General features: G+C 49.3%; 24 protein-coding genes. 15 read left to right on the top strand and 9 right to left on the bottom strand.

Features of this window, described 5'->3' with window-relative positions; all coding sequences use genetic code 11:
* Window positions 1-54 precede the first annotated feature (54 nt).
* The 4 genes from ACQ5ES_RS01930 to ACQ5ES_RS01945 all read left to right on the top strand — a co-directional run bounded on the left by ACQ5ES_RS01930 (window position 55) and on the right by ACQ5ES_RS01945 (window position 2,558).
* Window positions 55-318 (top strand): lipopolysaccharide assembly protein LapA domain-containing protein, encoded by a 264-nt coding sequence (locus ACQ5ES_RS01930; RefSeq protein WP_445014277.1) that lies wholly within the window; start codon window positions 55-57, stop codon window positions 316-318.
* Complete coding sequence (gene lapB, locus ACQ5ES_RS01935; RefSeq protein WP_445014278.1) at window positions 311-1,468, top strand: lipopolysaccharide assembly protein LapB; 1,158 nt, start codon at window positions 311-313, stop codon at window positions 1,466-1,468. The genes ACQ5ES_RS01930 and lapB overlap by 8 nt, the downstream gene beginning before the upstream one ends.
* Window positions 1,469-2,167: an orotidine-5'-phosphate decarboxylase gene (gene pyrF, locus ACQ5ES_RS01940; protein ID WP_445014279.1), complete on the top strand. Its 699-nt coding sequence runs from the start codon at window positions 1,469-1,471 to the stop codon at window positions 2,165-2,167.
* Window positions 2,168-2,249: 82 nt separating this feature from the next.
* Entirely contained in the window at window positions 2,250-2,558 is a 309-nt protein-coding gene (locus ACQ5ES_RS01945) for a ComEA family DNA-binding protein (RefSeq protein WP_445014280.1), read from the top strand.
* A gap of 21 nt (window positions 2,559-2,579) precedes the next feature.
* Here ACQ5ES_RS01945 and ACQ5ES_RS01950 read toward each other — a convergent pair whose 3' ends face one another.
* Window positions 2,580-3,179, bottom strand: coding sequence for a rhomboid family intramembrane serine protease (locus ACQ5ES_RS01950; RefSeq protein WP_445014281.1), 600 nt, complete (start codon window positions 3,177-3,179; stop codon window positions 2,580-2,582).
* 126 nt (window positions 3,180-3,305) lie between these two features.
* Here ACQ5ES_RS01950 and ggt point away from each other — a divergent pair, with 126 nt between their 5' ends.
* The gene (ggt, locus tag ACQ5ES_RS01955) at window positions 3,306-5,072 is read left to right on the top strand and encodes a gamma-glutamyltransferase (protein ID WP_445014282.1); all 1,767 of its coding nucleotides are present in this window, start codon (window positions 3,306-3,308) and stop codon (window positions 5,070-5,072) included.
* Window positions 5,073-5,074: 2 nt separating this feature from the next.
* Here the strand turns inward: ggt and msrB are convergent, their stop codons facing one another.
* Window positions 5,075-6,190 carry a peptide-methionine (R)-S-oxide reductase MsrB gene (msrB, locus tag ACQ5ES_RS01960; RefSeq protein WP_445014283.1) on the bottom strand — a complete coding sequence of 372 codons (1,116 nt, stop codon included), beginning with the start codon at window positions 6,188-6,190 and terminating at the stop codon, window positions 5,075-5,077.
* Window positions 6,187-6,909, bottom strand: a complete 723-nt coding sequence (locus ACQ5ES_RS01965) for a DUF1499 domain-containing protein (protein ID WP_445014284.1) — start codon at window positions 6,907-6,909, stop codon at window positions 6,187-6,189. The genes msrB and ACQ5ES_RS01965 overlap by 4 nt, the downstream gene beginning before the upstream one ends.
* Before the next feature lie 109 nt (window positions 6,910-7,018).
* On the opposite strand from ACQ5ES_RS01965, the gene ACQ5ES_RS01970 reads away from it, so the two are divergent.
* The 4 genes from ACQ5ES_RS01970 to ACQ5ES_RS01985 are packed head-to-tail and all read left to right on the top strand — an operon-like array spanning window position 7,019 to window position 11,113.
* Window positions 7,019-8,209, top strand: coding sequence for an ABC transporter substrate-binding protein (locus tag ACQ5ES_RS01970; protein ID WP_445014285.1), 1,191 nt, complete (start codon window positions 7,019-7,021; stop codon window positions 8,207-8,209).
* Window positions 8,206-9,810: an ABC transporter permease family protein gene (locus tag ACQ5ES_RS01975; RefSeq protein WP_445014286.1), complete on the top strand. Its 1,605-nt coding sequence runs from the start codon at window positions 8,206-8,208 to the stop codon at window positions 9,808-9,810. The genes ACQ5ES_RS01970 and ACQ5ES_RS01975 overlap by 4 nt, the downstream gene beginning before the upstream one ends.
* Complete coding sequence (locus ACQ5ES_RS01980; protein ID WP_445014287.1) at window positions 9,807-10,469, top strand: ATP-binding cassette domain-containing protein; 663 nt, start codon at window positions 9,807-9,809, stop codon at window positions 10,467-10,469. Before ACQ5ES_RS01975 ends, ACQ5ES_RS01980 begins: the two co-directional genes overlap by 4 nt.
* The gene (locus ACQ5ES_RS01985; protein ID WP_445014288.1) at window positions 10,466-11,113 is read left to right on the top strand and encodes a CDP-alcohol phosphatidyltransferase family protein; all 648 of its coding nucleotides are present in this window, start codon (window positions 10,466-10,468) and stop codon (window positions 11,111-11,113) included. The genes ACQ5ES_RS01980 and ACQ5ES_RS01985 overlap by 4 nt, the downstream gene beginning before the upstream one ends.
* On the opposite strand, the gene ACQ5ES_RS01990 is transcribed toward ACQ5ES_RS01985, so the two are convergent.
* From ACQ5ES_RS01990 to metG, 4 genes are read right to left on the bottom strand one after another with little or no spacing between them, the layout of a single operon-like run.
* Window positions 11,025-11,867, bottom strand: a complete 843-nt coding sequence (locus ACQ5ES_RS01990) for a sterol desaturase family protein (protein ID WP_445014289.1) — start codon at window positions 11,865-11,867, stop codon at window positions 11,025-11,027. The two genes, ACQ5ES_RS01985 and ACQ5ES_RS01990, sit on opposite strands and share 89 nt — an antisense overlap.
* 4 nt (window positions 11,868-11,871) lie before the next feature.
* A complete protein-coding gene (locus tag ACQ5ES_RS01995) occupies window positions 11,872-12,243 on the bottom strand; it encodes a histidine triad nucleotide-binding protein (protein ID WP_445014290.1) in 372 nt (123 codons plus the stop codon).
* 48 nt (window positions 12,244-12,291) lie between these two features.
* Window positions 12,292-13,482, bottom strand: a complete 1,191-nt coding sequence (locus tag ACQ5ES_RS02000; RefSeq protein ID WP_445014291.1) for a class I SAM-dependent rRNA methyltransferase — start codon at window positions 13,480-13,482, stop codon at window positions 12,292-12,294.
* Window positions 13,483-13,485: 3 nt separating this feature from the next.
* Window positions 13,486-15,519, bottom strand: a complete 2,034-nt coding sequence (gene metG / locus ACQ5ES_RS02005; RefSeq protein ID WP_445014292.1) for a methionine--tRNA ligase — start codon at window positions 15,517-15,519, stop codon at window positions 13,486-13,488.
* Window positions 15,520-15,636: 117 nt separating this feature from the next.
* On the opposite strand from metG, the gene apbC reads away from it, so the two are divergent.
* Together apbC and dcd are read left to right on the top strand one after the other, a co-directional pair.
* Window positions 15,637-16,695: an iron-sulfur cluster carrier protein ApbC gene (gene apbC, locus ACQ5ES_RS02010; RefSeq protein WP_445014293.1), complete on the top strand. Its 1,059-nt coding sequence runs from the start codon at window positions 15,637-15,639 to the stop codon at window positions 16,693-16,695.
* Between the two features lie 30 nt (window positions 16,696-16,725).
* A complete protein-coding gene (gene dcd, locus ACQ5ES_RS02015; RefSeq protein WP_445014294.1) occupies window positions 16,726-17,313 on the top strand; it encodes a dCTP deaminase in 588 nt (195 codons plus the stop codon).
* 62 nt (window positions 17,314-17,375) lie between these two features.
* On the opposite strand, the gene ACQ5ES_RS02020 is transcribed toward dcd, so the two are convergent.
* Window positions 17,376-20,036, bottom strand: a complete 2,661-nt coding sequence (locus ACQ5ES_RS02020) for a M14 family metallopeptidase (RefSeq protein WP_445014295.1) — start codon at window positions 20,034-20,036, stop codon at window positions 17,376-17,378.
* A complete protein-coding gene (locus ACQ5ES_RS02025; protein WP_445014296.1) occupies window positions 20,033-20,989 on the bottom strand; it encodes a gluconeogenesis factor YvcK family protein in 957 nt (318 codons plus the stop codon). Before ACQ5ES_RS02025 ends, ACQ5ES_RS02020 begins: the two co-directional genes overlap by 4 nt.
* Window positions 20,990-21,221: 232 nt before the next feature.
* Between ACQ5ES_RS02025 and ACQ5ES_RS02030 the strand changes: the two genes are divergently transcribed.
* The 4 genes from ACQ5ES_RS02030 (at window position 21,222) to ACQ5ES_RS02045 (ending at window position 25,149) form a co-directional block, all read left to right on the top strand.
* Window positions 21,222-22,187 (top strand): DUF4382 domain-containing protein, encoded by a 966-nt coding sequence (locus tag ACQ5ES_RS02030; protein WP_445014297.1) that lies wholly within the window; start codon window positions 21,222-21,224, stop codon window positions 22,185-22,187.
* Window positions 22,188-22,329: 142 nt separating this feature from the next.
* Window positions 22,330-22,845 carry a DUF192 domain-containing protein gene (locus ACQ5ES_RS02035; RefSeq protein ID WP_445014298.1) on the top strand — a complete coding sequence of 172 codons (516 nt, stop codon included), beginning with the start codon at window positions 22,330-22,332 and terminating at the stop codon, window positions 22,843-22,845.
* Window positions 22,842-24,506: a M28 family metallopeptidase gene (locus tag ACQ5ES_RS02040; RefSeq protein WP_445014299.1), complete on the top strand. Its 1,665-nt coding sequence runs from the start codon at window positions 22,842-22,844 to the stop codon at window positions 24,504-24,506. The genes ACQ5ES_RS02035 and ACQ5ES_RS02040 overlap by 4 nt, the downstream gene beginning before the upstream one ends.
* Before the next feature lie 76 nt (window positions 24,507-24,582).
* Window positions 24,583-25,149, top strand: a complete 567-nt coding sequence (locus ACQ5ES_RS02045; protein ID WP_445014300.1) for a YgjV family protein — start codon at window positions 24,583-24,585, stop codon at window positions 25,147-25,149.
* Window positions 25,150-25,158: the final 9 nt, after the last annotated feature.

Genomic DNA, 25,158 nt, shown 5'->3' on the forward strand with positions numbered 1-25,158 from the left:
ACGGCATGCTATAGTAAAGCATGCCGTTTTTTTATGACTGCTAGGACCCCAGCAATGCTGCGATTTATCTTTATTGGCTTACCCCTTTTGCTCTTGTTTCTTTTAGCCGTTGCCTTTGGTGCGCTAAACAAACAAGCGATCCCGTTCGACTTTCTTGTTGGCCAAATAACTTTGCCAGTCTCCGTGCTGACCGGTGCATTTATCCTGCTCGGTTTTTTGCTTGGCTTGCTAAGTATGTTGGGTCGCCAATGGGTGTTAAAAAATGAGAATCGAAAGCTTCGCAAACAGCTAGTCGGACGGGAATCCGCCGATGCTTGAGTTGCTGTTCCTGCTGTTACCGGTAGCCGCAGCATATGGCTGGTTCATGGGGCGCAACAGTGTCCGTAGTGAAGAGCGCCGTGACCAGGAAGAGTTCTCAAAACAGTATGTAACAGGGCTTAACTTACTGCTGTCGGACCAACCTGACAAAGCCGTCGATTTATTTATTCAGTTGTTGGATGTTGATTCCGATACCTTGGAAACCCACTGGACGCTCGGGAAATTATTCCGCCGTCGTGGTGAAATTGATCGCGCCATAAAAATCCATCAGAATTTAACCTCTCGCCCGGCGATAAGTGAGCAGCAGCGTCGGCATGCCATGTTTGAACTCGGTTTAGACTATCTGGCCGCAGGTATTTTTGATCGCGCGGAAGAAATGCTTTTAGCCTTGCAAATGGATAAGGAGTTCGCAGAACCCTGTCAGCGGTATCTGCTTGAGCTTTATGAAGCAACTCATGAATGGGATAAAGCGAGCAAAGTCGCACTTAAACTAGCCCGTAATGATGCAAGTGCAGGACTGGTGGTGGCCCAACTCTACTGCGAACTTGCAAACCTGCAAAACGATTTTGCAGCAACCGAAAAATTTTATTTAAAAGCGCGCAAGCATGACCCTGATAATGTTCGCGCAGCGTTATCGTTAGGCCGGATGTGGTTCGAGCAGGGTGAAGTAAACAAAGCGCAACGCATGCTTATGAGTATCCTTGATGCTGATCCGGCATTTATCTCTGAGGCGTTACCTAGTTTAAAAGCCTGTTTTACCAGTCAGGAAGACGAAGCTGGTTTTGTTCAATTCCTGCATAAATGCGTCAGTGAAGCAAACTCGACTGCTGCCGCAATGCTGTTATCTGAAGCGATTGCTAAAGCAGGAACCATAGAAGAAGCAGAACAGTTTATGCAGTCTGCATTGCTGCGTAATCCGACCATGAAGGGCTTTCATCAACTTATGGACTTTCATATTCGCGCAGCCGATGTTGGTAAGGCGCGGGATAGTTTGTTGATGCTGCAACGATTGGTGCAACAGCAAATGCAACAGCGACCAAAATATCGCTGCCGACATTGTGGTTTTTCGGGTAAAACATTGTATTGGCACTGCCCCTCGTGCCGGGTTTGGGGGGAAATTAAACCGATAACAGGATTAGATGGGGATTAGATGACACAGCAACCGACTGTTTTTGTTGCGCTTGATTACGCCAATGCTGAAGCGGCATGGCCTCTGGTCGAACAACTCGACCCAAGCCAGTGTGGGTTAAAAGTTGGCAAGGAATTATTTACCGCCGCAGGTCCTGAGTTTGTCCGTGAACTGGTAGCGCGCGACTTTCGAGTTTTTCTTGATTTAAAATTTCACGATATTCCAACAACAGTCGCCAAAGCAGTTCGTGCTGCGGCTGATCTCGGTGTTTGGATGGTCAATGTGCATGCCTCTGGTGGTCGTCGCATGCTTGAGGCGGCGCGCGATGCACTTGTTGATTACTCAGATCCACCACTACTCATTGCAGTTACAGTATTAACCAGTATGGACGCCAGTGATCTTGCCGAAGTGGGAATACAATGCACACCTGAACAGCAAGTTTTACAATTGGCAGCATTGACGCAAAAGGTCGGATTAGATGGCGTAGTATGTTCTGCGCAAGAAGCCGCAATGATTCAACAACAATGTGGTAAGGACTTTGTATTGGTTACCCCAGGTATCCGTCCGGCGGGTACAGCCCAAGGTGACCAGCGACGAGTGATGACGCCCGAACAAGCGGCAGAGCAGGGTATTCAAGTCTTGGTTATTGGTCGACCTATAACCCAAGCAGAGGATCCGGCAGCCGCGCTTGCAACAATACAGGCATCACTTACGGCATAATCCGTAGTTGTAATTCGCTAAGCACATAATATCCGTTTAAGCTTTTGGTACTGCATTCGCAGTTTTAACTAAGGAGCTTAAAATGTTACGGAAAACAGCAATGTCAGCGCTGGTCATCGGTTCAGCTTTGCTGCCGGCAGCTTATGCCATGCCAACAGTTCAACCCACGCAGCAAGCAACGAGCCAGCAAGCTGTTATAAAGATTAATTTGAATACCGCCTCTGCAGCTGAGCTAAGTATGGCTCTGACCGGTGTCGGGCAAAAACGTGCAGAGGCTATTGTTGCACTACGTGAGCAGTTGGGCGGTTTTACCGATATTAATCAACTCATGCAAATCAAGGGCATAGGTCCACGTTTATTGGAACTTAACAAAGAACGTGTCGAGTTCTGATTCCACTCAATGAAATTGATGTTACGACTGGGCAAGCTTCGCCAAATGGCGATTGTGAAGCCACCAGGCAAGAATGCCACTGAGAATACCGGCACCATGCAACTGCCATAGTTCGTTATCTTGTCCAGTCGTTAACGGGCTTGTCCACCAACCCAAGTATTCGGCGCTGAACTTCAGCAGCAAAACCCCGATAGCCAGATAAAGGAGCCTTCGCTGCGCTAGCTTTTTACAGTAGCGAAACTCCAGCAATACTCCCATAAGTAACAGGCCATGAACTACTGCAGACAATCCGACAAACCGATGTTGATAGCCTGCCAGCCATAGGAACACTGCACTACCAGCAGTAAGAATAAGTAGGCCATTGAGATAGGTACGAACCGTGAAATGTCGAGCGAAGATAACTGTTAAACCAGCAAATGCTAATACATTCCCAATCCAATGCAAGGTAGATAAGTGCAAGAAGTGGGCGGTGACAAGGCGCCAGGGTTGTTGCCAGAGCTGCTCACTATGAAAATCGAAGCGACTCATAAATTGCGGCGACTGGAATTGATAGAAATAGGCCCAGATACTAATCAGACAGAGTAACGCTCCACAAAGAATGACTTGGTTTTTATTAGACATAGGTCGGGTTCTTGCTTCATACATTGTGATATGTGGTCGAGGGCTTTATCATAGGCAGGAGTTAATCATCTGTAAATACAGTAAATGATCAGGACAATGATTGCCTGACCATCAAGGAACCAACGCATGAAATACACTTCTTTAGCAGTTTTACTGCTTACTAGCCTTACAGTTGGCGCCTGCACCCCGCAAGTTGCTGAAGGCGAGCAACGCGATAAACGCGAGCCAGAAGCCGCCACGGGGGTGATTGACAAGCAAGCTGTATATGCCAATAAGTATATGGTTGCTGCAGCGACGCCTGAAGCGGCCACTGCTGGTCGAGCTGTTTTGGCTGAGGGTGGTTCGGCGATCGATGCAGCGATTGCGGTTCAGGCGATGTTAACACTTACCGAGCCCCAGTCTTCTGGTATCGGCGGTGGTGCATTTATTTTGTATTGGGACGCCGAGCAACAACACCTTTTTACTATTGACGCGCGTGAGAAGGCTCCTGCAGCAGCTGGTGGTGATCTCTTTTTAGACGCTAATGGCAAGCCGCCAGAAAACTTTTGGGATGCTGTTGTCGGCGGACGTTCCGTTGGTGCTCCAGGTGTACTCAGGGGGCTTGAAATTGCTCATAATCGTTGGGGCGATCGTCCATGGGAGGTACTTTTTAGCGATGCCATCGAGGCTGCTGAAGAAGGTTTTGCGGTGTCATCACGTTTGCAGATGTTACTGGAAATGGATCTCAATCCAGGTTTACGTAAGTTAAGTCCGGCGAAAGATTATTTTTATCCAAACGGAAAGGCATTACAGGCGGGAACAATTAAAAAGAATCCTGAACTTGCCTGGGCACTACGGTTAGTTGCTGAGCAGGGAGCCGATGCTTTTTATCAGGGTCCTATTGCCGAAAAAGTTGTTACTGCAGTACAAACGAGTGAGGTGGCACCAGGCTTACTTACTCTTGAAGATTTAGCCAATTATCAGGCAGTTGTGCGGGAACCGGTTTGTAATGCTTATCGCATTTACACGGTCTGTGGCATGGGGCCACCGAGCTCAGGTGGTTTAACCGTGTTGCAGATCCTTGGTATTTTAGAAAACTTTCCGGTGGCGCAGTGGCAACCCACCAGTAAAGAGACAGCCCATCACTTTACTCAAGCATCACGCCTCGCCTTTGCCGATCGCAACCGCTATATAGCCGACAGCGATTTTGTTGCTGTGCCTGAGTACGAAATGCTGAAAAAAAGCTATTTAGCATCGCGCGCCCGTCAAATCGGTAATCGCGACCTTGTGCACGCCGAACCAGGGGTGTTTACTAATTATGCCTTTGCCGATGATCGTTCACCGGAATTTCCAAACACCAGCCATATTTCAATTGTTGATGCTAATGGCAATGCGGTGTCTATGACCACAAGTATTGAAATGGGTTTTGGTTCGTCGGTGATGGCAAGCGGCTTTTTGTTAAATAATCAGCTTACCGATTTCTCACTCCAGCCACAGGTTAACGGTGATATGATCGCCAATCGGGTACAAGCTGGTAAGCGGCCACGGAGTTCAATGTCACCAACAATGGTGTTTGACGCGAAAGGAAATGAGTTGCTGCATGTTGTCGGTTCACCTGGCGGTGCACGTATTATCAACTATGTTGCGCAGACGCTGCTTGGTGTGCTTGATTGGAACATGACAATGCAACAAGCGATCGACCAGGCACATGTCACTAACCTGAACAACTATACGTCTTTAGAAGAAGGCACCGATATGGCTAAATTGGCAATAACACTGAAAGCAATGGGGCACAATGTTAGGGTTACAGGCCTTAACAGTGGTCTGCACGGTATCAGTCTGCTACCCAATGGCCAGTTGTTGGGCGGCGCAGATCCGCGCCGCGAAGGCGTTGCACTTGGCGAACAAGACTAAATTTAGTCTTGCACCAAGGGGATGTATTGGCTGTAACCTTCCGCTGCCATATTCTCAAGTGGGATAAACCGCATGGCGGCGGAATTCATGCAATAGCGTAACCCAGTAGGCTCTGGACCATCCTCAAAAACATGGCCTAAGTGCGAATCAGCATGACGACTTTTTACCTCTGTGCGAGTCATAAACCAGGAACGATCGGTCTTGGTGACCACATAGTCATCATCAATGGGTTGGGTAAAACTTGGCCAACCCGTGCCAGATTCGAATTTATCAGCAGAGGAAAATAGTGGCTCACCACTGACAATATCGACATAAATGCCGGCTCGCTCTTCATCCCAGTACTCGTTGTTAAATGCGCGCTCGGTTTTGCCGCGCTGTGATACCGAGAACTGCATAGCTGTTAGCTGCTCGCGCAGGGTCTCATCCGAAGGTTTTTGATAGTCGCTGAAGTCGAGTCCTGCTTGTGGCTGGGAAGTGTCACTCATAGCTGGTTCATCCTTAAATTTGCGAAAATCGATGTCGTAATTGTCGCCCCAAACCTTTTCAGTAAATTGGAAACGACCCGAATTGCGGGTGTAAACCCAGTACCGGACAGAACTTTTGCGGTAGTAATCCTGATGATAGTCTTCCGCTCGGTAAAATGTAGTAAAAGGCTCGATAGGCACAACCACTGGCTCGTCATAAAGATTTTGTTCACGTAGCTTTTCGCGTTCCTGCTCAGCAATGTCGCGTTGTTCTTGATTGTGATAAAAAATCGCCGGACGGTACTGCTGGCCGCGATCAACAAACTGACCTTCAAGGTCTGTTGGGTCCATCATGCGCCAAAAAGCCTGCAGTAGCCCAGTGTAATTTACGACCGAGGGGTCGTAGTAAACCTGCACCGCTTCGGTGTGGCTAGTGCGTCCGCTGGCGACTTGCTCATAGCTGGGGTCCACTTTGCTGCCTCCAGCATAACCCGAGACGGCCTCGCGTACTCCAGGAACGTCCTCAAATGCTTTCTCTACGCACCAAAAACAACCGCCAGCAAAGGTCGCAATCTTTTCGCCGTTCTCTTTGCTGTAGGCTGCGACGCTCAAAAGTAGCAAGCCAGACAACAGCGCTGCCGTCAATAACTTCATAGTGTACCCTGTAATTGTTGCTGAAAATCATTGATACGGGCCGCATTTTTACCAACATCGCTGCGACCAACACGTGACTTACTACGAACATCGACGCGCGTCCGATCATCTTCGGCACGCAGACGAATCACCACGTCATCTTTAAAACCAAACCAGAACGTCGACGCGGTTGCTTCAATGCGACCTTCTTCGAGATCAGTGGCTACCAGTTGCCAACCCATATCGTTCACAACGGTTAGCACCGCCTGAAACACGCGCTCAAGATCTTGCGAAAAATACATAGGTGCAAGATCCGGGTAAGCTTTGCGTTGTTGTTCGGCCGTTTCTTCACCAGGGTATGGCAGAGCATTTGGCGCATCGACTCGAAGGGGCGCAATTGCGACAAATTTTGGTGGTTGTTCTAAATCTGTGGAGATGTCATGAATTGGCGGAACACTTCGCGCAGTCTGTAATTGCTGGTACGGCAAGTAAAAGCTGACCATCCCGACAATTGCTGCCACTGTAAGTAATGCCAGTCGACCGCCGCGTGGTCGCTGCCAAATCAAATAGACAATAATGAGCACAACCGCTGCGACACCCACGTACGCGGCCCAGCGCATCAGCGTGAAGGCAATACCAAGATCAAGCAATTGCCAACGATAAAGCGGGCCCGCTACGAGTAGGGTAAAGCCGGCGAGAAACCCGAGAAAAATTAAAAATGACCCCATTTTCTTTAACATGACAAGCTCCATTGTAGGTTATGGATTAATTACGCAGATCACTATACTCTAGATCAATGTACGGCAAATTCATAACTATCGATACATCACTAGGTTACGGAACTCTACGTTGTCAATTAATACCTTGTCACTTTACACGCGGTCATTTAACAGCTGGCTGTTGGCCTACTTTAAGCTTGGACTGCTGTTGTGTGGTCTGTCATTGACGTTGCCAGCAAGTGGCAAGCTCCTCGAAAATGATGCGTCGCAGAAGGTCGTCTACTTCTATGCCTGGGGTGGATCGGAATCGGTAAATGACTATTTGCGGTGGGTGCAAAAGCAACTCGCTGCCGAGCATGGTATCGACTTACGCCATATTAAGGTTGCCGATATCGCCGAAGCGGTAACGCTGCTGTTGGCAGAGCAAAGTCCGCAAGTCAGTAAAATAGATTTGCTATGGATAAACGGCGAAAACTTTCAAGTGTTGAAAGCAGCTGACAAGTTGCTGTCAGGGTTACCGACGAAGGTACCGAACACCCGTTTACTGCGTGATGATCTTGATTGGCAGAGCGATTTTGGGGTCGCCGTAGACGGGCAAGAATTGCCCTGGGGTATTGCACAATTCCAGTTGGTTGTGCGGCAGGCGTTACTTGCGGAGATTGGCGTCAATACTGAGCTTTCAGCTGAGCAATTTCTGCGCCTGGCCGAGCGTTTCCCAGGGCGTTTGTCGTATCCAAAACCACCAACCTTTCATGGCACCAGCTGGTTGAAGGCATTGGCGCATGAATTAGTTGCCGATCCACAGCAGTTACAACGTGCACCGAGCAAGGTGCAGGCCGAACAGGTGTTGGCACCCCTGTGGCGTTATCTTGATCAATTGCATCCGCATTTATGGCGTCAAGGTAAGGAATTCCCCGGTTCAGCAGAACAACAACGGCAATGGCTGAACCATGGCACCTTAGACAATGCGGTTACCTTCAACCCCAATGAAATTCCGGCGCTGCAACAGCAATTACGCCTGACGCCGACCGCGCGGGCCGTGGGGTTGGGTGCTACCGCGCTCACCAATTTTCATTATCTTGCAATTCCACGCGCTAGTGCCCAGCAGGCCGCAGCATTGCAGGTTATTAACTTTCTCTTGAGTGAACAGGCGCAACAACGTAAGGCCGCACTTGATGGCTGGGGCGACCCTATGGTCATCAAGCCAGCCGTAAGCTCAGACCAAGCTGGCGGGGTGGTATTATTTCCCAGCCATGCTGAACCTCATGTGCAATGGACAGCTGTGCTTGAACAACAGTGGTTACAGAGGTACCAAAGATGATGCGGCAAGTGCTGTGGACACTTGGGTTACTGCTGGTAGTCGCGGCCTTAGCTGCGCCGTGGTGGTTTGCCGTACAGGGCTTACCCATTGACCTGCCAGTGGCTGAGGCTGCACTGTGGCGTTATCCTGGCATCCTCACAGTGATCAACAAAACATTGTTGGTTGGAGTGTTGAGTAGCTTGCTCGCCTTAGGCTGTGCGGCGCTGATCATTAGCCGTGATGCTGTTAGTGGTCAGCCGGGCAGAAATGATGTTGGTATTACCTTTGCAGCGCCACATTTAGCTTTTGCTATTGCGTTTTTGTGGCTGTTTACGCCTTTCGGCTGGTTCGATCGATTACTACCTTTCTCCTTACCTTGGTTTGAACAGCAGTCATTGCTAACACTTGTGGTTATTTTAGTGCTAAAAGAAACACCATTTTTGGTAGTGATGGGGCGTCAGCAATTGGCGCAGTTGCCTTACCGGCAATGGTTATTACAAGGTCAGACACTAGGCACAACGCCCAGCCGGAGCTGGTGGTTAGTAATATTCCCAGCGTGGCTGCGGGCGATGCGACTGATAGTATTTGCTGTCGCTATTTACAGTATTGCGGTGGTCGACTTAGCACAAGTTGCCGGGCCGTTGAATCCGCCGTTGCTTGCCCCTTTGATTGTCAATTGGCAATTGCAGTTCGATGGGCTAAGTCAACGTCTGGCAGCGCAGGGCACCTGGTTGCTTATAGTCTTTGGTGTGGCAATGGTACTCGGGGTTTATATACTGGAGCGCAGCCTGACAAAGCTTATCGCACGGCGTGTGGGTACTGGGGGAAAGCCACTTGTCACCGAAGTCATTGGCACTGCAACTCAATGGTTTAGTGTTGCGGCGCGCAGCATTTTCGTTGTGGTCAGTGTGATTGCGTTGCTGGCGTTAGTGGCTTTGAGTTTGGGACAAGGCTGGTTCTATCCGCAGGTGTTCCCGCAGAACTGGAGTTTGGAGCAATGGTTGGAGCGCAGCAGCGGTGCGCTCCAACTCGCCACGAACACGCTCGGTCTAGCACTGGCAACCGCATTATTGGCGACCTTGTTGATTGTTTGGCTACGTGAGTGGCAGCGCTACCGGCGCTATGAAATAGCTGACGGCTGGCTGTTGCTGGCATTGTTTGTGCCGCAGCTAAGCCTAGTTATGGCATGGCTCGCCAGTGATTGGTCGACAGTCATGTCGTCCACCAATCTCAGTGTTGTTGTCGCTCATGCCTGGTTTTCGTTTGCCTACGGTTACCTCGTTTATGCTCCGGCCGAGCGTGCGGTTACACAAGTACATTTAACTGTGGGGCGCAGTTTGGGTTACCGGTACTGGCACAGTTGGTGGTGGTTTAAACGTCCGTTATTGCACAGCGCACTGGCTCATTGCTTGATGGTGACCTTTTTAGTCAGTGTTGCACAGTACGTACCGACATTACTGCTTAGTTCGGGACGTTTGCCCACCTTGACCACGGAATTGGTTGCGGTAAGCAGTGGTGGTGAATGGCAGTTGCCGGCACTTTATGCCACGATGCTTTGGCTGATTGCATTTAGTGTATTAATGCTGACTCAAATCACCCGCAAACAGAGGACGCAACAATGAATTCTGAACCAGTTGAAATCGTTTTTCGTAATCAGCTGTTACATTGGCAGGACACCACTGCGACTACCGCGCTGCCCGATATAACGCTATCGAACGGCCAGAGCGTCGGTGTCATGGGTCCGAGCGGTTGCGGCAAATCGAGTTGGTTGCACTGCTTACTGGGTGAATCTGTCAGCCATATACGATTAACAGGCGATCTCTGTGTGCGCGGACGTGATGTAAGTCAACTTGCCATCGAGGAGCGCAATATTGGCATTTTACTGCAGGATAACCCGTTATTTCCTCACTACAGTGTGCGTAAAAACTTAGCCTTTGCATTGCAACAGAAGCAGAGCAATCGAGCTGAGCAGAATCGTATCATTACGACACAACTTGAGACATTAGGTATGACGGCCTTTATCGATCGGCTGCCCGGGCAACTCAGCGGCGGTCAACGAGCCCGGATCGGGTTGTTGCGTACGGTACTTGCTGAGCCCGCTTTGGTGTTGTTAGACGAGCCGTTTAATGCGCTAGATAGCCAACGTCGCCAGCAGGTACGGGATTGGACCTTTAGTTTCCTAAAACAGCGCGGCATAAGCAGTATCATTGTTAGTCACCAAGCGGATGATCTTGCGCAGGTTGATCAACGTTTAAATTGGCCAGAGGGAGGTTCAGAATGATTGACGCGATGTTATACCACCGGCTACGCCCAGTTCTTGACAGCGTGGTAAAACCGCTTGTGCGCGCAGGTATCAGTGCTAATACGGTAACAACTGTCGGTTTTGTCATTGGGCTTGGTGTGTTGCCTGCTTTGGCCTGGCAACATTACGATCTGGCGTTGCTTTGCATCCTGTTGAACCGGCTTTCCGATGGTCTCGATGGTGCCATTGCGCGACAAACGCAGGTTACGGATGCTGGTGGCTACCTTGATAGTGTCATGGACTTTATTTTTTACAGCGCCGTACCATTTGGTTTTCTGCTGGCCGATCCTAGTGCTTTTGGTGCTGTTGCTGGCTTGCTGATGTTTAGCTTTATGGGGACCGCGGCAACCTTTCTCGCTTTTGCTATTTTGGCGGGCAAGCACGGGATCGCTAACCCTAACTACCCGAATAAATCATTGCATTACATGGGCGGGATTACCGAAGGCTTCGAAACCATTGTGGCGTTTATCGTGTTCTGTCTATGGCCGGCAGTGTTCCCCGTTACCGGTTCCATTTTCGCGGCTTTGTGTTGGCTTACTGCGTTGACTCGTCTTTATCTTGGCTTCCAGACTTTACGTCGGTTGCCGTCGGTTGGCGAAAAGGAATCGCCAGAAGGTAGCTAAGTTTGGTACTTTGCGCCTGAGCTGGATACTCTTTCAGACCGATTTGGATAGCGTCAGACCCAGCTTGCGGGCGCGCCGTGTACGACCGAAATAGCCGATCCCAAATGGATAGATTAAAACTGTAATTACTGTTGGTTTCAGCGGGCAGCTGGCTGTGATGAATTCGGTGCATTTCTTGGGTAACTATAACGCGTCGGACCGGCCATTCCAGGCGACGAGGCAGTGCCACATTACCATGGTTAAACAGCGACGTAGCGTTTAAAACGATTTCAAAAATAAGTACTGCCAAAGCGGGTATACCAAATAGCACGACGATGCCAATTTTGATTAGCATACTGAAGACAATTTCTAAGGGGTGAAAGCGTAGTCCTGTAGTGGTATCAAAATCTGTATCTGCATGGTGCATGCGATGAATACGCCAAAGCAGGGGAATACGGTGAAACAAACGGTGTTGCCAATAAATGGTGCAGTCGAGAATAAGAAATCCAGTCACTACAGATAAGGTTAACGGCCAATCCCAATAATGCATGAGGCCGAAGCTAACATCCGCCGACCACAAAGCAGCACCTATTGCACCCGCTGGAATCAAAACTCGTAGCACGACAGTATTGATGACGACGATGCCTAAATTCGCCGGCCAACGCCGTTTCGCCGGCAGTTGTGCCTGACGCTTAGGTTGCAATCGTTCCCACAGCAGCATAATGGCGAGCACACCGACAAAACAACCTAATCGCCACCATACCTCTGCGGGCATACAATTAGCCTTGTTTCGGTTCGGTATTGGCGTAGGGTGGCCAACCGAGGGTTTTTCCTGCAAGTAAGTGCAGGTGAATATGGTATACCGATTGACCACCGTCTTCGTTGCAATTCATAACCAACCGGTACCCGTCTTTGGCAAAACCGTATTGCACAGCAATTTTACGCGCCACCACAAACAAATGTCCGACTAACTCACGTTGGTCTTCTTGGATGTCATTTACGGTAGCAATTGGTTTTTTCGGGATGATGAGCAAATGCACTGGGGCTTGCGGGTTAATATCTTTGAAAGCGAGACTTATGTCATCTTCATAGATAATCTCCGCCGGAATTTCGCGACGAATGATTTTGTCGAAAATTGTTGTGTCTGCCATAGGGTTACCTCATTTGACTGAAAACAGCTTAGATTCATACTAGTCAACTCAGCCTCTGAGTACCAGCCCTTTAAGATAGAGCGACTCTGGGAAGTTGGTGCGTACCGGGTGATCAGCGCCTTGAAAAAGTCGTTCAATAATATGCAGTGGCCGTTTGGCATCGAGCGCGGCATCGGCAACGACTTTCTGAAATAACTCACCACTGAGTAAACCAGAACAAGAGAAGGTGATAAGTGTTCCACCAGGGTTCAAAATTTTGCATGCCATGCGGTTAATATCTTTGTAGCCGCGGCAGGCGCTAATTAAATTGGCTTTGCTGTCGACGAACTTTGGCGGGTCGAGCACGACTACATCAAACCGCTCACCGCGATGATGAAAATCACGCAAGGCCTGAAAAACATCCTGTTGCTGGTTATCTAACAGGTCTGCGCTAAAACCGTTACGGCTGTGATTTATTTCGGCTTGCGCCAGCGCAGGTGCTGAAACGTCAAGGTTTACAATCTCGGTCGCACCAGCTTGTGCGGCGAACAATCCGAAGCCACCGGTATAACTGAACGCATTTAACACCCGCTTGCCAGCTGCATAACGCATGATGGCCTGACGACTGTCGCGTTGATCTAAATAGTAGCCGGTTTTATGCCCTTGTTTCACATCGACGCCCAGTTGCAAACCATTTTCATGGATCCAAAGCGTATCGGGCGGGCCCTCGCCAGTAGCGCTATACAGCAACTTATCCACAAGGGGCAGCCCCTCCTTTTTGCGGACGTCGACGTCGGAGCGTTCGTAGATACTGCAGTCGGGAAAGTGCTGGCGCAGGCCTGCTACTACGGCATCACGCCAGGTGTCGGCTCCGGCGCTTAACAATTGACAGACCAGCCAATCACCGTATTTATCGATGGTGACACCGGGTAACTCGTCCGCCTCGGCGGCAACCACACGCCAGGCATCGCTATCAATAGCTAGACCTTCGCGTAGTGCTTTGGCCGCACCAATGCGTTGGCTAAAAAATTTATCATCGATGATCTCATTCGCCTGAAAACTCCAAATTCGTACCCGAATTTGGGAGTGCGGCGACCAGGCACCGGCGCCGAGCCAGTCGCCTTCAGCACTATGAACACTGACGGTATCGCCGAGTTGTGGGTCACCTTTTACTTTGGCAATCGCGCCACTAAACACCCACGGGTGTAAGCGGCGTAAAGATTTACATTTTTGCGGCTTTAAATGAACGGTAGCAGTCATCGGTTATTTGACTCGCATACCTGGCTTGGCACCGTCGTGAGGGTTTAAAATAAACACTTCTTCACCGCCAGGCCCGGCTGCCAACACCATTCCCTCAGATAATCCGAAGCGCATTTTCCGTGGTGCCAGGTTTGCTACCATAACCGTTTGTTGACCGATTAAGGTAGCAGGGTCGTAGGCTGATTTAATACCGGCGAACACCTGCCGTGTTTCACCGCCAAGGTCGAGGGTAAGCTTCAATAGCTTGTCTGCCCCCTCAACATGTTCAGCGTTGGCAATAAGCGCCACCCGAAGATCAACTTTGGCAAACTCATCAAAGTTGATTTGATCACTCAGCGGGTCGTTCTTCAATTCGTCGTTGGCAGCCGGTGCGGGCGCTGCAGCAGCTTTGGCTTCTTTTGATGCGTCAATCATTTTCTCTACGTGCTCCATATCGATACGTTGCAGCAAGGCTTTAAATGGCTCAATGTCATGATTTTTAAGAATGCGGCGGTGACTGTCCCAGCTAAAGTCTTCGTTTAGGAAGGCTTGCACGCGTTGCGCTAATTCAGGCACCACTGGGGTCAGATAAATCATCAGCAAACGGAACAGATTAATGCCAATGGAACAAATTTCGTGCACTCGTTCCGCTTGGGCTGGGTCTTTAATCAGCTGCCAAGGCTCTTCTTCGGCAATATAAAAGTTAGCTTTATCAGCAAGTGCCATAATGTCGCGCATGGCACGGGAAAATTCGCGTTTCTCGTAGGATTCAGCGATCGTCGTGGCAGCCGCCTGGAACTCATCTAGCAGTGCTGTTTCGTTGATGGTTTCAGCGAGTTTTCCGTCGAATTTTTTCTGAATAAATCCGGCACAGCGACTGGCAATATTGACAACTTTACCCACCAGGTCGCTGTTCACGCGTTGCGCAAAGTCGGTTAAATTCAAATCGAGGTCGTCGATTCTGCTGGTTAACTTCGCAGCGAAATAGTAGCGCAGGTAATCTGGGTCGAGATGATCCAGATAGGTGCGCGCCATAATAAAGGTACCCTTAGATTTCGACATCTTAGTGCCATTGACCGTGATAAATCCATGCGCCCAAACATTGGTCGGCTGACGGAAGTTGGCGCCACTCAACATGGCTGGCCAGAATAAGCTGTGGAAGTAAATGATATCTTTACCGATAAAATGGTACAGCTCAGCACTACTATCTTTTTGCCAATAACTATCAAAATCAGCGTTCCCAGTTGTTGTACAGTAGTGTTTGAAACTACTCATGTACCCAATTGGGGCGTCGAGCCAAACATAAAAATACTTGCCTGGTGCATCAGGGATCTCAAAGCCAAAGTAGGGCGCGTCGCGGCTAATGTCCCAGCGTTGCAGACCTGACTCAAACCACTCGTTAAGTTTGTTGGCCATTTCTTCCTGCAAGGATCCTGAACGCGTCCAGGCTTTCAACATCGCTTCAAAAGCAGGCAAATCGAAGAAGTAATGTTCCGAGTCACGCAGCTCTGGCGTGGCACCAGAAACCGCAGAAACCGGATTCTTTAACTCTGTGGGAGCATAGGTTGCACCGCAGACGTCGCAGTTATCACCATACTGATCCGCCGCTCCACATTTCGGACAGTCGCCTTTAACAAAGCGATCAGGCAGGAACATTTCTTTTTGTGGATCAAATAACTGCGAAATGGTTTTGGTTTTAATGTGTCCCGCGTCGCGCAAACGTGTATAAATGAGCTCAGCAAGCTCTTTATTTTCCGGGCTATGGGTAGAGTAATAATGATCAAAAGCAACATGAAAATCGGCAAAATCCGCCTGATGCGCGCGGTTCATATCGGCGATCATTTGTTCTGGCTCAATGCCTAACTGTTGCGCTTTAAGCATAATAGGGGTGCCATGCGCATCGTCGGCACACATATAATGACACTCGTGGCCGCGCATTTTTTGAAAACGCACCCAAATATCAGCTTGTATATAGCCGAGCATGTGGCCAATGTGGATCGGGCCATTTGCGTACGGTAGCGCATTCGTGACAAGAATTTTACGCGTTGCTGTGGTCATGTATTTGGTCCAATAACTTACGAGTTTCTGAAAGCTCGAAGTGTACCTGAAACAGCACTGGCAATCCACCTACAGTCACCGTATCATGCGGCGTTAAAGCCAAGATTGGAGAACAGAATGTTGGGTAAATGGCTCGGTAAAAAAACGGCAACCGAAAACGCTGACGCATTTTCTGTGGCCGAACGTTCACAGCTCCAGCAATTTCGCATTCCAGGTTACGAAGGCCCGGTCCCGGCGGAATGGTTTAGCAAACAAGGCGAAGAAGCCTTGTTACGCCTGCCGTTCTCTGCCGGGAATCAGCTACTCCGCGCGCTGCAAGACGATGCACAGCTTGGCCAATACCATTGGCACTTGCACTGTAAGGTCGAGAAGTTACCGAATTCGCAACCGGAACTGCCATTAATTTATGGCAATGTTATCGTCATTTCGTCAGGTAAAGGCGGGGTTGGGAAATCATCGGTAGCGGTCCACCTCGCAGTCGCCTTAGCTGAAGCCGGCGCTAAAGTTGGTTTACTTGACGCAGATATTTACGGTCCATCATTGCCCACTATGTTAGGTGGCGCTGACGAAAAACAACAAATAAACGACCAGAACAAAATGCAGCCGCATTTGCGTCATGGTGTCTATGTCAGTTCCCTTGGTTTTCTTGCTGACAGCAAAGATGCCGCGATTTGGCGGGGCCCCATGGCCAGTGCCGCATTGCAGCAATTGTTTCGGGATACTGCATGGCCAAGGCTTGATTATTTAATTGTAGATTTACCGCCGGGCACCGGCGACATCCAGCTGACCATAGCACAGAAACTCCCGGTGACGGGTGCTGTGGTGGTGACAACGCCACAGAATGTCGCGTTAGCGGACGCCGAAAAGGGCATCTCCATGTTCCGTAAAGTTGGTATTCCGCTGACTGGCCTGGTAGAAAATATGAGTCACTACCATTGCCCCGCTTGCGGTCACGAAGAAGCCATTTTTGGTCACGATGGCGGGCGTAAAACCGCAGCGTCACACCAGGTCCCCTTACTGGCCCAATTACCCTTAGCGAGTCCGATTCGGCAAGCCCTTGACCAAGGTCGTCCGTTGCTTGTCGAGCAACCCGAACACTCACTGAACGATGCTATTAGAGACATGGCAACGGCGGTAGCAGCGCAACTGTATCAGCAAGCGAAAAAATCGGTATAGTGGTAACCAACACCTTTATGGAGGCAAAGCATGCGGTTAACTGATGAACAAATCGAGGCCTATTTAGATGACGGCATGATCGGCATTGAGCCGCGTCCACTTAGTGCCGATATCAGTGGGGTGACGGTCGATATTCACCTAGGTAATGAGTTTCGTGTTTTGCAGGACCATGCTGCACCTTTTATCGATATTAGTGGGCCGCGAGAGGACATTGAACGCGCCATTGCACAGGTGATGAGTGATGCTATTATTTTGCAACCTGAGCAAGCATTTTTTATTCACCCGGGCGAATTTGCTCTTGCTGTTACGCATGAAAGTGTGACGCTGCCGGCAGATATGGTGGGCTGGCTGGACGGTCGCTCGTCACTCGCGCGGTTAGGCTTAATGGTCCATGTCACGGCACATCGAATTGATCCGGGCTGGTCAGGGCAAGTGGTATTGGAATTCTTTAATAGTGGTAAGTTGCCACTTGCCTTGCGTCCTCACATGAAAATTGGCGCATTGAGTTTTGAACAGCTTAATCAGCCATGCGGCCGACCTTACAGCAAACGTAAAGACGCGAAGTACAAAGATCAACGTGGCGCGGTGGCATCACGTATTAGTGCCGACACCGACTAGCTACAAAAAAGGCCCGCAGTTGCGGGCCTTTTAATGTAACGTTCAGCGTTCAACAGCGTCGATTAACGCAGTGGACGCGCGTGTGATGCACCGCCGAAAATTGCGTTCATCAGGGTTACGTTCAAGCCGTCCAGGTAAGCACGATAGGTTGGTTCCTGAGTGAAACTAATCACCATCCCGCGGCCACGTGGCTGCCACATTAAATAGGGCTTATGTGCCAACTGTTGCTTGTTCTCTGCCCATAGATAGCCACTAACGGCTAATTCGTCGGCGCCAGCATAGGTCATCAGGTTACGCCCGTTATTGATGGTTAGCGGACGAAAGATTTGATTACCCACGGTTAAACTAACGACATTCTCTGGTACTCCAGCGGTTAACCAATGTTCCTGATCGACATCAAGCTTGGTGAGCACACCAGAAGTCCAGTAAGGGTCGGTATCGGCACCGTTAACGTACTGATGCAAATGCTCAGCGCTGTTCAACAATAAACCGTCGACGCGTTTTTCAGTATGAACTTCCAGCTCGTTTGACTTGGCCTCTTTTTCCAACGCACTAGCCAACAGATTTGCTTCAACTGCCCACTTGGTCGCGTTTGCGAAGGTGATAAGCACACCGCCGCGCTCAACCCACTGGGTCAGATTCTGTTGCCCCTGTTCACCAAAGGTTTCCGTTAGCGAACCGTAACTGGTGGGTAAGATCAGCACTTGATAGCGACTGAGGTCGGCACGGCGTAACTGATCCGCACGAATCGCAGTAACTGGGTAGCCGAACTGGCGTTCGATCAGGTAACGCGTGTGACCTGCGTTGAGACTGCTAAAGGGTTCATCCCATGCTAACGCGATACGAGGCGCATGCACCTGTTGCACATTGTTTGAGCCGAAGTTTGGACCGTCAACAATCCAACTCGTGTCCACCCCGTGAACCTTGGCACCGGAAGTCACAGCAAGCTCCGTAAGACGCGCACTCAAATCATCAGTGTTATCCGCTCGGGTAAAGATTAATGAACCCGCTGGATAGCTGGTGCCATCTTTAAAGGTAAAGGCTAAGTCGCTTTGTTTAACAGTTAGTCCTTCACGCAAAGCTGCGGTGAGAAGGCGAGCTGAGTTCATGTCGCCCCAGGCAGCGACAAAACCAATTTTCGCATCAGGGTTGCTCAGTTGCCCTGGGGCAATAAGTTCGCCGGAAACTTGACTAAGTTCCATCCGCGGCAAGCGAGCACAGCGTTGTTGTTCAAGGTTGAACATTAACGGCAAGGACCAAGCGGTAACATCGTAAATTTGGTCGGGCAAATTATTGCTGCGCAGACGTTTTTGCTCGGCAATAAAATCTGGCGCCATCTCAATTTGCTCATCCAGCAAGGTTCTTACCATGAAATGTGCTGGTTGTGCAGTGTCGATGACGTAACTACCGGCGCTGAAGTCACTACCACAGGCCTCAAAGGCTTGCGTACTTTGTTGCACTTGTACGCCATGTTGGGTTAACAGGCCTGCCAGACGTTTACTTCCGGCAGGATCTTGTTTGCTGTCAATAACAACGTAGCGTTCATCGCTTTTTTTACCTTGCTCGATAGCCTGCTTGCGATAATTCCAGAAGTCCTGCAACAATCGCTGGCGTTGGTTGCTGGCGGTTTCTATAGTGGAAAGTGATGCAATGAAATGCCGCTGAACACCATCACCGTAGGTCAGGATTTCACCGTCTTTGGTGCGGAACTTGTGTCCGCGTGCGGAGGCCATTTCATAGGTCATGGCAAGGGTGCCATGGTACAGCGGCCAACTGGCACCGTAGCCAGGGTAAAATGCGTCAAAAATTTCACGGGTAAAGTAATCAAAACCGTGTTCATCAAACCAGCGGCCGTTATTCTCACCGATGGTCCACAATGCTTCCCGTTGGCTCTTGGCGATAAGCGGGTTATACGGACGGGCTTCCGGAGTAAAGTAATAGGTTTGATCACCGCCCATTTCATGCAAGTCCACGAAGATCAGCGGATAAGTTTCTAACAGTGCATCAACCTGTCCAGCAACTTCTGGTTGGGTGAGCGCAATCCAATCGCGATTCAGGTCAAATAAGTAATGGTTGCTGCGACCACTTGGCCAGGGCTCGTTGTGTTCAACGGAAATTCGATCAGCGCTATGTTCCATCCCGGTATTCATATAGTAGCGACTGACGAAACGGCTACGACCATCAGGGTTTTGAACCGGATCAATAAACACCACTGTATTATTAAGCATGTCTTGTGTCGCTTGATCATCTGCGGCAAGCAAATGCCAGGCAGTCAACATGCCGGCCTCAGGTGATGAAATCTCGTTACCGTGAACACCATAGGACAACCAAATACTTGCCGGCAGTTCATTAATCAGACGTTCTGCTTGCTCTGAACTGGTATTTTGCGGATTCGCTAAAGCCTGCATGCCTGCTCTATAGTCACCAAGTTCGGCGATATTTTCAGCGTTTGAAATTGCAACATAGTAGAGTGGCCGACCTTCCCAGGTTTCACCGTAATTAAACAGTTTGACTTGATCCGGATGCGTTTGTTGTAAGGCTTGAAAATAGTTGTACATTGCTGCAGGACTGGAAATACGAGAGCCTATGGGGTAACCCAAGACATTCTCAACACTCGGTGTCAGCGCACGATAATCCGTGTCGAGACCGAGTGAGTGGGTATCTGCCTGAACCGGGCCAAGACCGGCGACGGCGAATACGGCTGCTAACAAGGTTTTCTTCATAGTTGGTTCCCTTCATTTGAGTTTCGTGCGGCGCTGAGATGCTCAAGTGCCAAATTAAGTGCGCTGCGTAAACTTTCTTTATCGTGTCGCTGCGGAGCATCGGCAGCGGCTTTTATATGATTAATATGTGGTTTTGTTAGCCCACCATCGGCGTTATTGGTAATAACTAAATCTATGATGTCGTGACCAATGGTTGCGGTTAACCACTGTAAGCGTGTGCTTAGCGGTAATTCACCCGCTGGGCTATACTCAGGAAGCAGGTTATCAATAAATAGCACGGGTGCCTTGCTAGAAGCGATGGTTTCCACAATTCTGTCTACCAATAACGGCGGCATGATTGACGTCAGAAAACTGCCGGGCCCGATAATGATCAGATCGCTGCGGCGGAGTTGGCGCAATGCTTCTGGTGTAGCGGTGACAGGCTTGGATAACCGTAAGGCTTGCGGCATATGATGTAGCTGATCGACCAATAGCTCGCCAAAACATTCCAACCCTTCCTGAGTATCGGCGACCAGATCGACTGGCGATTCAGACATTGGCAGGAGCCGAGTATTGACGTTGAGTAGGCGGCTAAGCAGTTGGATACCATCGAGGGGGCGGGCACTGAGCTGATTGAGCGTGTGCAGCAGTAAATTACCGAAATTATGACCCGCAAGTGTAGGGTCATCAGTAAATCGGTAGTTTAGAACATTTGCAGCTAGCGGCTGTTCAACGAGTTGCGATAAACAATTACGGATATCACCCCAGGCGATAGTTTGATGTGAACGCCGCAGCAATCCGCTGGCGCCACCATTATCGGTGGTCGCTACAATACCAACCAAGCGACTCTGTAAAAATTGCAAACTTGCTAATACGCGTCCTAAACCATGTCCGCCGCCAATAGCAGTTACACGCTTGAGTTGATCGATCCGGCAATGGTGGGTTGATTGAGCACGAAGCCCTTGCTCTGTCATTCTGGTTTTACCCTTACTCGCGTTAACGCCGAATTGGCAAGTCTCTACTTTATGCTGTCGCTGACATTTGATCAATTTTAACGGACGATTTACTGAACGCTTACCGAATCGCTTGATTATTAAGCAAGTGATTAAAAATTAGATGTAAATTCACCGTAAATGGGCTTTTCATTGTTGCAAGACGGTGCATACTTCTGTATAACACAAATCGTATAACATGAGGGCTATAACTATGTTAATAAAATATTGGTTGCGTAATGTTTTTGTTGGTTCGTCTATTCTGCTTCTTACCGCTTGCGGTGGTTCAGATGATGAGGATAAGACAGCACGCTTTTCGCTTGCGGTTAGTGACGCTCCGGTCGATAGTGCCGATGCTGTTGTGGCCTGTTTTAGCGCCGTTGAATTGGTAGGTAATGGGGATGGCCCATTAACTTTTACAGTAGGTGAATCGGCGAATACGGTTGCGGCGAATGACATTTGTAAAGATGCCAGCGGCGATACTGTTCCGAATACTCATGGTATCGATTTGTTGAACTATACAGGTTCAGATTCGGCAGCGCTGATTTCTGGGGTAGAAGTACCAGCGGGTACCTACGGGCAAATGCGTTTAATCATGGCGCAAGGTTCATACGTGCAAGTTGGCGAAGAACAAATTCCGTTGAGTGTGCCATCGAACGAACTTAAGTTTGACAGCCTTACGCTGGATGCGGGCGGTAACGTCGCTTACACCGTCGAGTTTGACTTACGTCAAGCATTGGTGAATCCGGTCGGACAAGCCGGTTACTTTTTGAAACCACGTGGTGTTCGTTTGGTTAACAACCTTGAAGTTGGCCATATTGAAGGCACGCTAGCAGAAACGTTACTTATTGAAAATTCTTGTACTGTCGCGCCAAGCGATACTACAGAGCCAGTAGCTGTGGTGTACTTCTATCAAGGAAGTGATTTAGAAGTCACCACCCTGGCGGATGTGGGTGGGGCAGAGACACATCAACCCTATGCCGTTGCAGCGGTGTATTTTGATGACGTCTCTGCCTACACCTTTTCTGTCGGTTACGTTGCGGTGAGTGATTACACTGCAGCGTGGAGCTGTCAGACGGATGACGATCCTGAGACAGACGATGACCTAACGTTTAACGGAACAGTAAACGTGAGTGTCAGTGGAGATGAAACGGTGACAACTGTGGATATCTCTGGATAAACACCACTGATAATTGCAAAGTTAGTGCATGTTTATCACTTTGTTCTCCAATTTAAAGCCCCGGAAGGGGCTTTTTTGGCTTTTTTTTCCCTCCGAATCAGGCCATACTTGTGCTCCGTTCTGTTTAAAAAGGTTGCTGCTCGTGTTTATTCGAACTTGCATTTTTGCTGGGCTGATTGGGGTCTCGCTTAGTCTGGCGCCACGTGCGTTGGCACAAAATGAATGTTCCACCGAGAAAGACGCAAACTGTGAATATGAAGTGGTTAAACTTTGTGGCGCAGTCGGGCAACCGCCGATGACGGTGGAGATCGCCAATACCTTCGCTAAACGTGAACGTGGTTTAATGCACCGTGAAAGCCTCGCTGAACACCATGGCATGTGGTTTGTCTACGAGCGGGAACGTCCAGGCTATTCTGGTTTTTGGATGTTCAATACCAAACTTCCGCTTGATATCGCGTATCTCGATCAATCTTTAAAGGTCGTAAAAATCTATACAATGCGTCCATGTACCAGCGTAAATCCGCGTAATTGCCCAGCCTATCGACCTGAGGTAAATTACTGGGGCGCACTAGAAATGCCTGCTGGATATTTTGCTAACCATGACATCCAGAAAGGCACCCAACTACAACAATGCGAAAAACAGGAGAACAACCGATGAAAAAATTCTCGGTACTTGCCGCAAGCTTGCTTATTGTTGCATGCTCGCCAGCGAGTGAACCCGAAACATCGACCAATCCGCAAATGGAAGTCGACCCTTATAGTTTCAACGAAAACTATCGTGAGTATCTCGCAACATTAAGCTCCGATAAGTTTGAAGGGCGTGCACCAGCAAGTAAGGGTGAAGAACTCACCGCCGCATTTGTTGAAAAGAAATTTAGCAATTGGGGGCTAACACCCTATGACGCCGAAGCTGGTAGCTACCGTCAGCAAGTACCGTTGGTCAAGATGACACCTTACAGTGTGTCGGAAATGAGTTTCAGTGATGGCGATCTGGCAGCTTTTTCGTACAAGCAAGATATGATGGCGTGGTCACCACGGGTACAGGAAGACGTCAGTCTTGACGCCAGTGAAATGGTTTTTGCCGGGTACGGCATTGTAGCTCCGGAGTTTGGCTGGGACGATTACCAAGGCCTTGATGTTGAAGGTAAGACCGTAGTTGTTCTGGTAAATGACCCGGGCTACGATTCAGGCGATGAAGAAGTCTTTAATGGTCGCGCGATGACCTATTATGGTCGTTGGACGTACAAGTTTGAAGAAGCGGCTCGGCAGGGAGCAGCCGGTATCATCGTGATTCACGAAACCGGACCTGCAGGTTACGGCTGGGGTGTCATCGCTGGTGGCTCAACGGTGCGATTCGATTTGGCACGTGACAATAAAAATATGGACCGCACGCAAATTGAAGGCTGGATCACGCAAGAGGCAGCTGACAAATTATTCGCACGTGTCGGTTCATCGTATGAAGATATGCGTGAACAGGCACAACAGCCAGACTTTGCACCTGTAGCATTGAATACTGCGATGTCGATTACCGTTCAGTCGGACTTTGAGTACCTGAATTCGCCCAATTTGATTGGTTACATCGAGGGCAGCAAAAATCCTGAAGAGCATGTCATCTATATGGCACATTGGGATCATCTCGGTATCAACCCAATTACCAGTGATGATCAGATTTACAATGGGGCGCAAGACAATGCCAGTGGTACCGCTGGGGTTTTAGCGTTGGCTGAATTCTATGCCAGCCAGCCACAACCAGAGCGCTCCGTTGTGTTCGTATTAGTGACTGCAGAAGAACGTGGTTTGCTGGGCTCGAATTGGTATGCGAATAACCCGATGTTACCACTGAGTAAAGCTGTTGCAGGTATCAATATGGACGTCTTAAACGTTTATGGGCCGATGCAGGATATGGTGGTAGTCGGGCATGGTAATTCAGAGTTGGAAGAGTATTTAGCCAAGTATGTTGAGCAACAAGATCGCTATGTCGCACCTGAACCAACGCCAGAAGCAGGTTCATTTTACCGCTCTGATCATTTCAACCTAGCAAAACGTGGCGTGCCTATGCTGTATGCCAAAGGTGGTAACGATCATGTCGAGCTTGGTGTCGAGTACGGTAAAGGAAAACGTGCCGAATACGTACAAATTGCTTACCATAAACCCGCCGATGAATATGATCCTGAGTGGGATTTACGTGGTGTGCAACAGGATCTCTGGTTGTATTATTGGATCGGTAACGAGTTAGCGAACTCAGAAAGCTGGCCAAATTGGTATGAAGGAAACGAGTTCCGCGCAATCCGCGATGCGACGGCGGAAGAACGTCAGTAACGGCTAAGTTCAATGCGTTAAACGGCGTCGACTTGGAAAGGTGGCCGCCGTTTTTGGGTTTAGAAGGGACTAGAAATTGGGCTTTATCTCTATAGCTGAACTCTTTGGGTTCTTTGCTTTAATAACGAATTTTATTGCCTATCGGCAACCGACAGCGAATCGATACCGGATAGTTTCGGCGCTGGCTTTGGGCTCGTTATCTATCCATTTTTTTATGCTAGATGCAGTTGCCGGCGGCATCGTTACCGGTATTGCTGTATTGCGAAACTTTATTGCACTGCGCTGGCAGGGGCCATGGGTGTTGTGGGGGTTCGTCGCACTTAATATTGTATTTCTGCTGATTGAATGGTTATTTCCCATCGCTGCATTGCAGTTTTCGGGTAGTGGTATAGCTGTTATTTTTTCCGATGAGCCAAGCCATTGGTCAATTTGGATCGCTTATACCTCGTCGATCATTTTTACCGTTGGCTCAATAAAATTGAATGATCCTGAGCGCATCAGGCGCTGGTTTCTAGTTGCCGAGTCGTTAGGGCTGATCTATGCCATTATTGTTGGTAGCGTGTCTGGCACGGTTTTTAATATCGTCAATCTGACGAGCATTATTCTCAAATTGTTACAGGATAAACGTGCGCGAACCTTGTAATTTAGCTCT

The organism is Pseudidiomarina xizangensis (assembly GCF_052541995.1).

What these genes read in the sequence shown, in the direction of transcription:
- ACQ5ES_RS01930 (WP_445014277.1), top strand. Translation starts at nt 55, where the DNA reads ATGCTGCGATTTATCTTTATTGGCTTACCCCTTTTGCTCTTGTTTCTT.
- lapB (WP_445014278.1), top strand. Translation starts at nt 311, where the DNA reads ATGCTTGAGTTGCTGTTCCTGCTGTTACCGGTAGCCGCAGCATATGGC.
- pyrF (WP_445014279.1), top strand. Translation starts at nt 1,469, where the DNA reads ATGACACAGCAACCGACTGTTTTTGTTGCGCTTGATTACGCCAATGCT.
- ACQ5ES_RS01945 (WP_445014280.1), top strand. Translation starts at nt 2,250, where the DNA reads ATGTTACGGAAAACAGCAATGTCAGCGCTGGTCATCGGTTCAGCTTTG.
- ACQ5ES_RS01950 (WP_445014281.1), bottom strand. Translation starts at nt 3,179, where the DNA reads ATGTCTAATAAAAACCAAGTCATTCTTTGTGGAGCGTTACTCTGTCTG.
- ggt (WP_445014282.1), top strand. Translation starts at nt 3,306, where the DNA reads ATGAAATACACTTCTTTAGCAGTTTTACTGCTTACTAGCCTTACAGTT.
- msrB (WP_445014283.1), bottom strand. Translation starts at nt 6,190, where the DNA reads ATGAAGTTATTGACGGCAGCGCTGTTGTCTGGCTTGCTACTTTTGAGC.
- ACQ5ES_RS01965 (WP_445014284.1), bottom strand. Translation starts at nt 6,909, where the DNA reads ATGTTAAAGAAAATGGGGTCATTTTTAATTTTTCTCGGGTTTCTCGCC.
- ACQ5ES_RS01975 (WP_445014286.1), top strand. Translation starts at nt 8,206, where the DNA reads ATGATGCGGCAAGTGCTGTGGACACTTGGGTTACTGCTGGTAGTCGCG.
- ACQ5ES_RS01980 (WP_445014287.1), top strand. Translation starts at nt 9,807, where the DNA reads ATGAATTCTGAACCAGTTGAAATCGTTTTTCGTAATCAGCTGTTACAT.
- ACQ5ES_RS01985 (WP_445014288.1), top strand. Translation starts at nt 10,466, where the DNA reads ATGATTGACGCGATGTTATACCACCGGCTACGCCCAGTTCTTGACAGC.
- ACQ5ES_RS01990 (WP_445014289.1), bottom strand. Translation starts at nt 11,867, where the DNA reads ATGCCCGCAGAGGTATGGTGGCGATTAGGTTGTTTTGTCGGTGTGCTC.
- ACQ5ES_RS01995 (WP_445014290.1), bottom strand. Translation starts at nt 12,243, where the DNA reads ATGGCAGACACAACAATTTTCGACAAAATCATTCGTCGCGAAATTCCG.
- ACQ5ES_RS02000 (WP_445014291.1), bottom strand. Translation starts at nt 13,482, where the DNA reads ATGACTGCTACCGTTCATTTAAAGCCGCAAAAATGTAAATCTTTACGC.
- metG (WP_445014292.1), bottom strand. Translation starts at nt 15,519, where the DNA reads ATGACCACAGCAACGCGTAAAATTCTTGTCACGAATGCGCTACCGTAC.
- apbC (WP_445014293.1), top strand. Translation starts at nt 15,637, where the DNA reads ATGTTGGGTAAATGGCTCGGTAAAAAAACGGCAACCGAAAACGCTGAC.
- dcd (WP_445014294.1), top strand. Translation starts at nt 16,726, where the DNA reads ATGCGGTTAACTGATGAACAAATCGAGGCCTATTTAGATGACGGCATG.
- ACQ5ES_RS02020 (WP_445014295.1), bottom strand. Translation starts at nt 20,036, where the DNA reads ATGAAGAAAACCTTGTTAGCAGCCGTATTCGCCGTCGCCGGTCTTGGC.
- ACQ5ES_RS02025 (WP_445014296.1), bottom strand. Translation starts at nt 20,989, where the DNA reads ATGACAGAGCAAGGGCTTCGTGCTCAATCAACCCACCATTGCCGGATC.
- ACQ5ES_RS02030 (WP_445014297.1), top strand. Translation starts at nt 21,222, where the DNA reads ATGTTAATAAAATATTGGTTGCGTAATGTTTTTGTTGGTTCGTCTATT.
- ACQ5ES_RS02040 (WP_445014299.1), top strand. Translation starts at nt 22,842, where the DNA reads ATGAAAAAATTCTCGGTACTTGCCGCAAGCTTGCTTATTGTTGCATGC.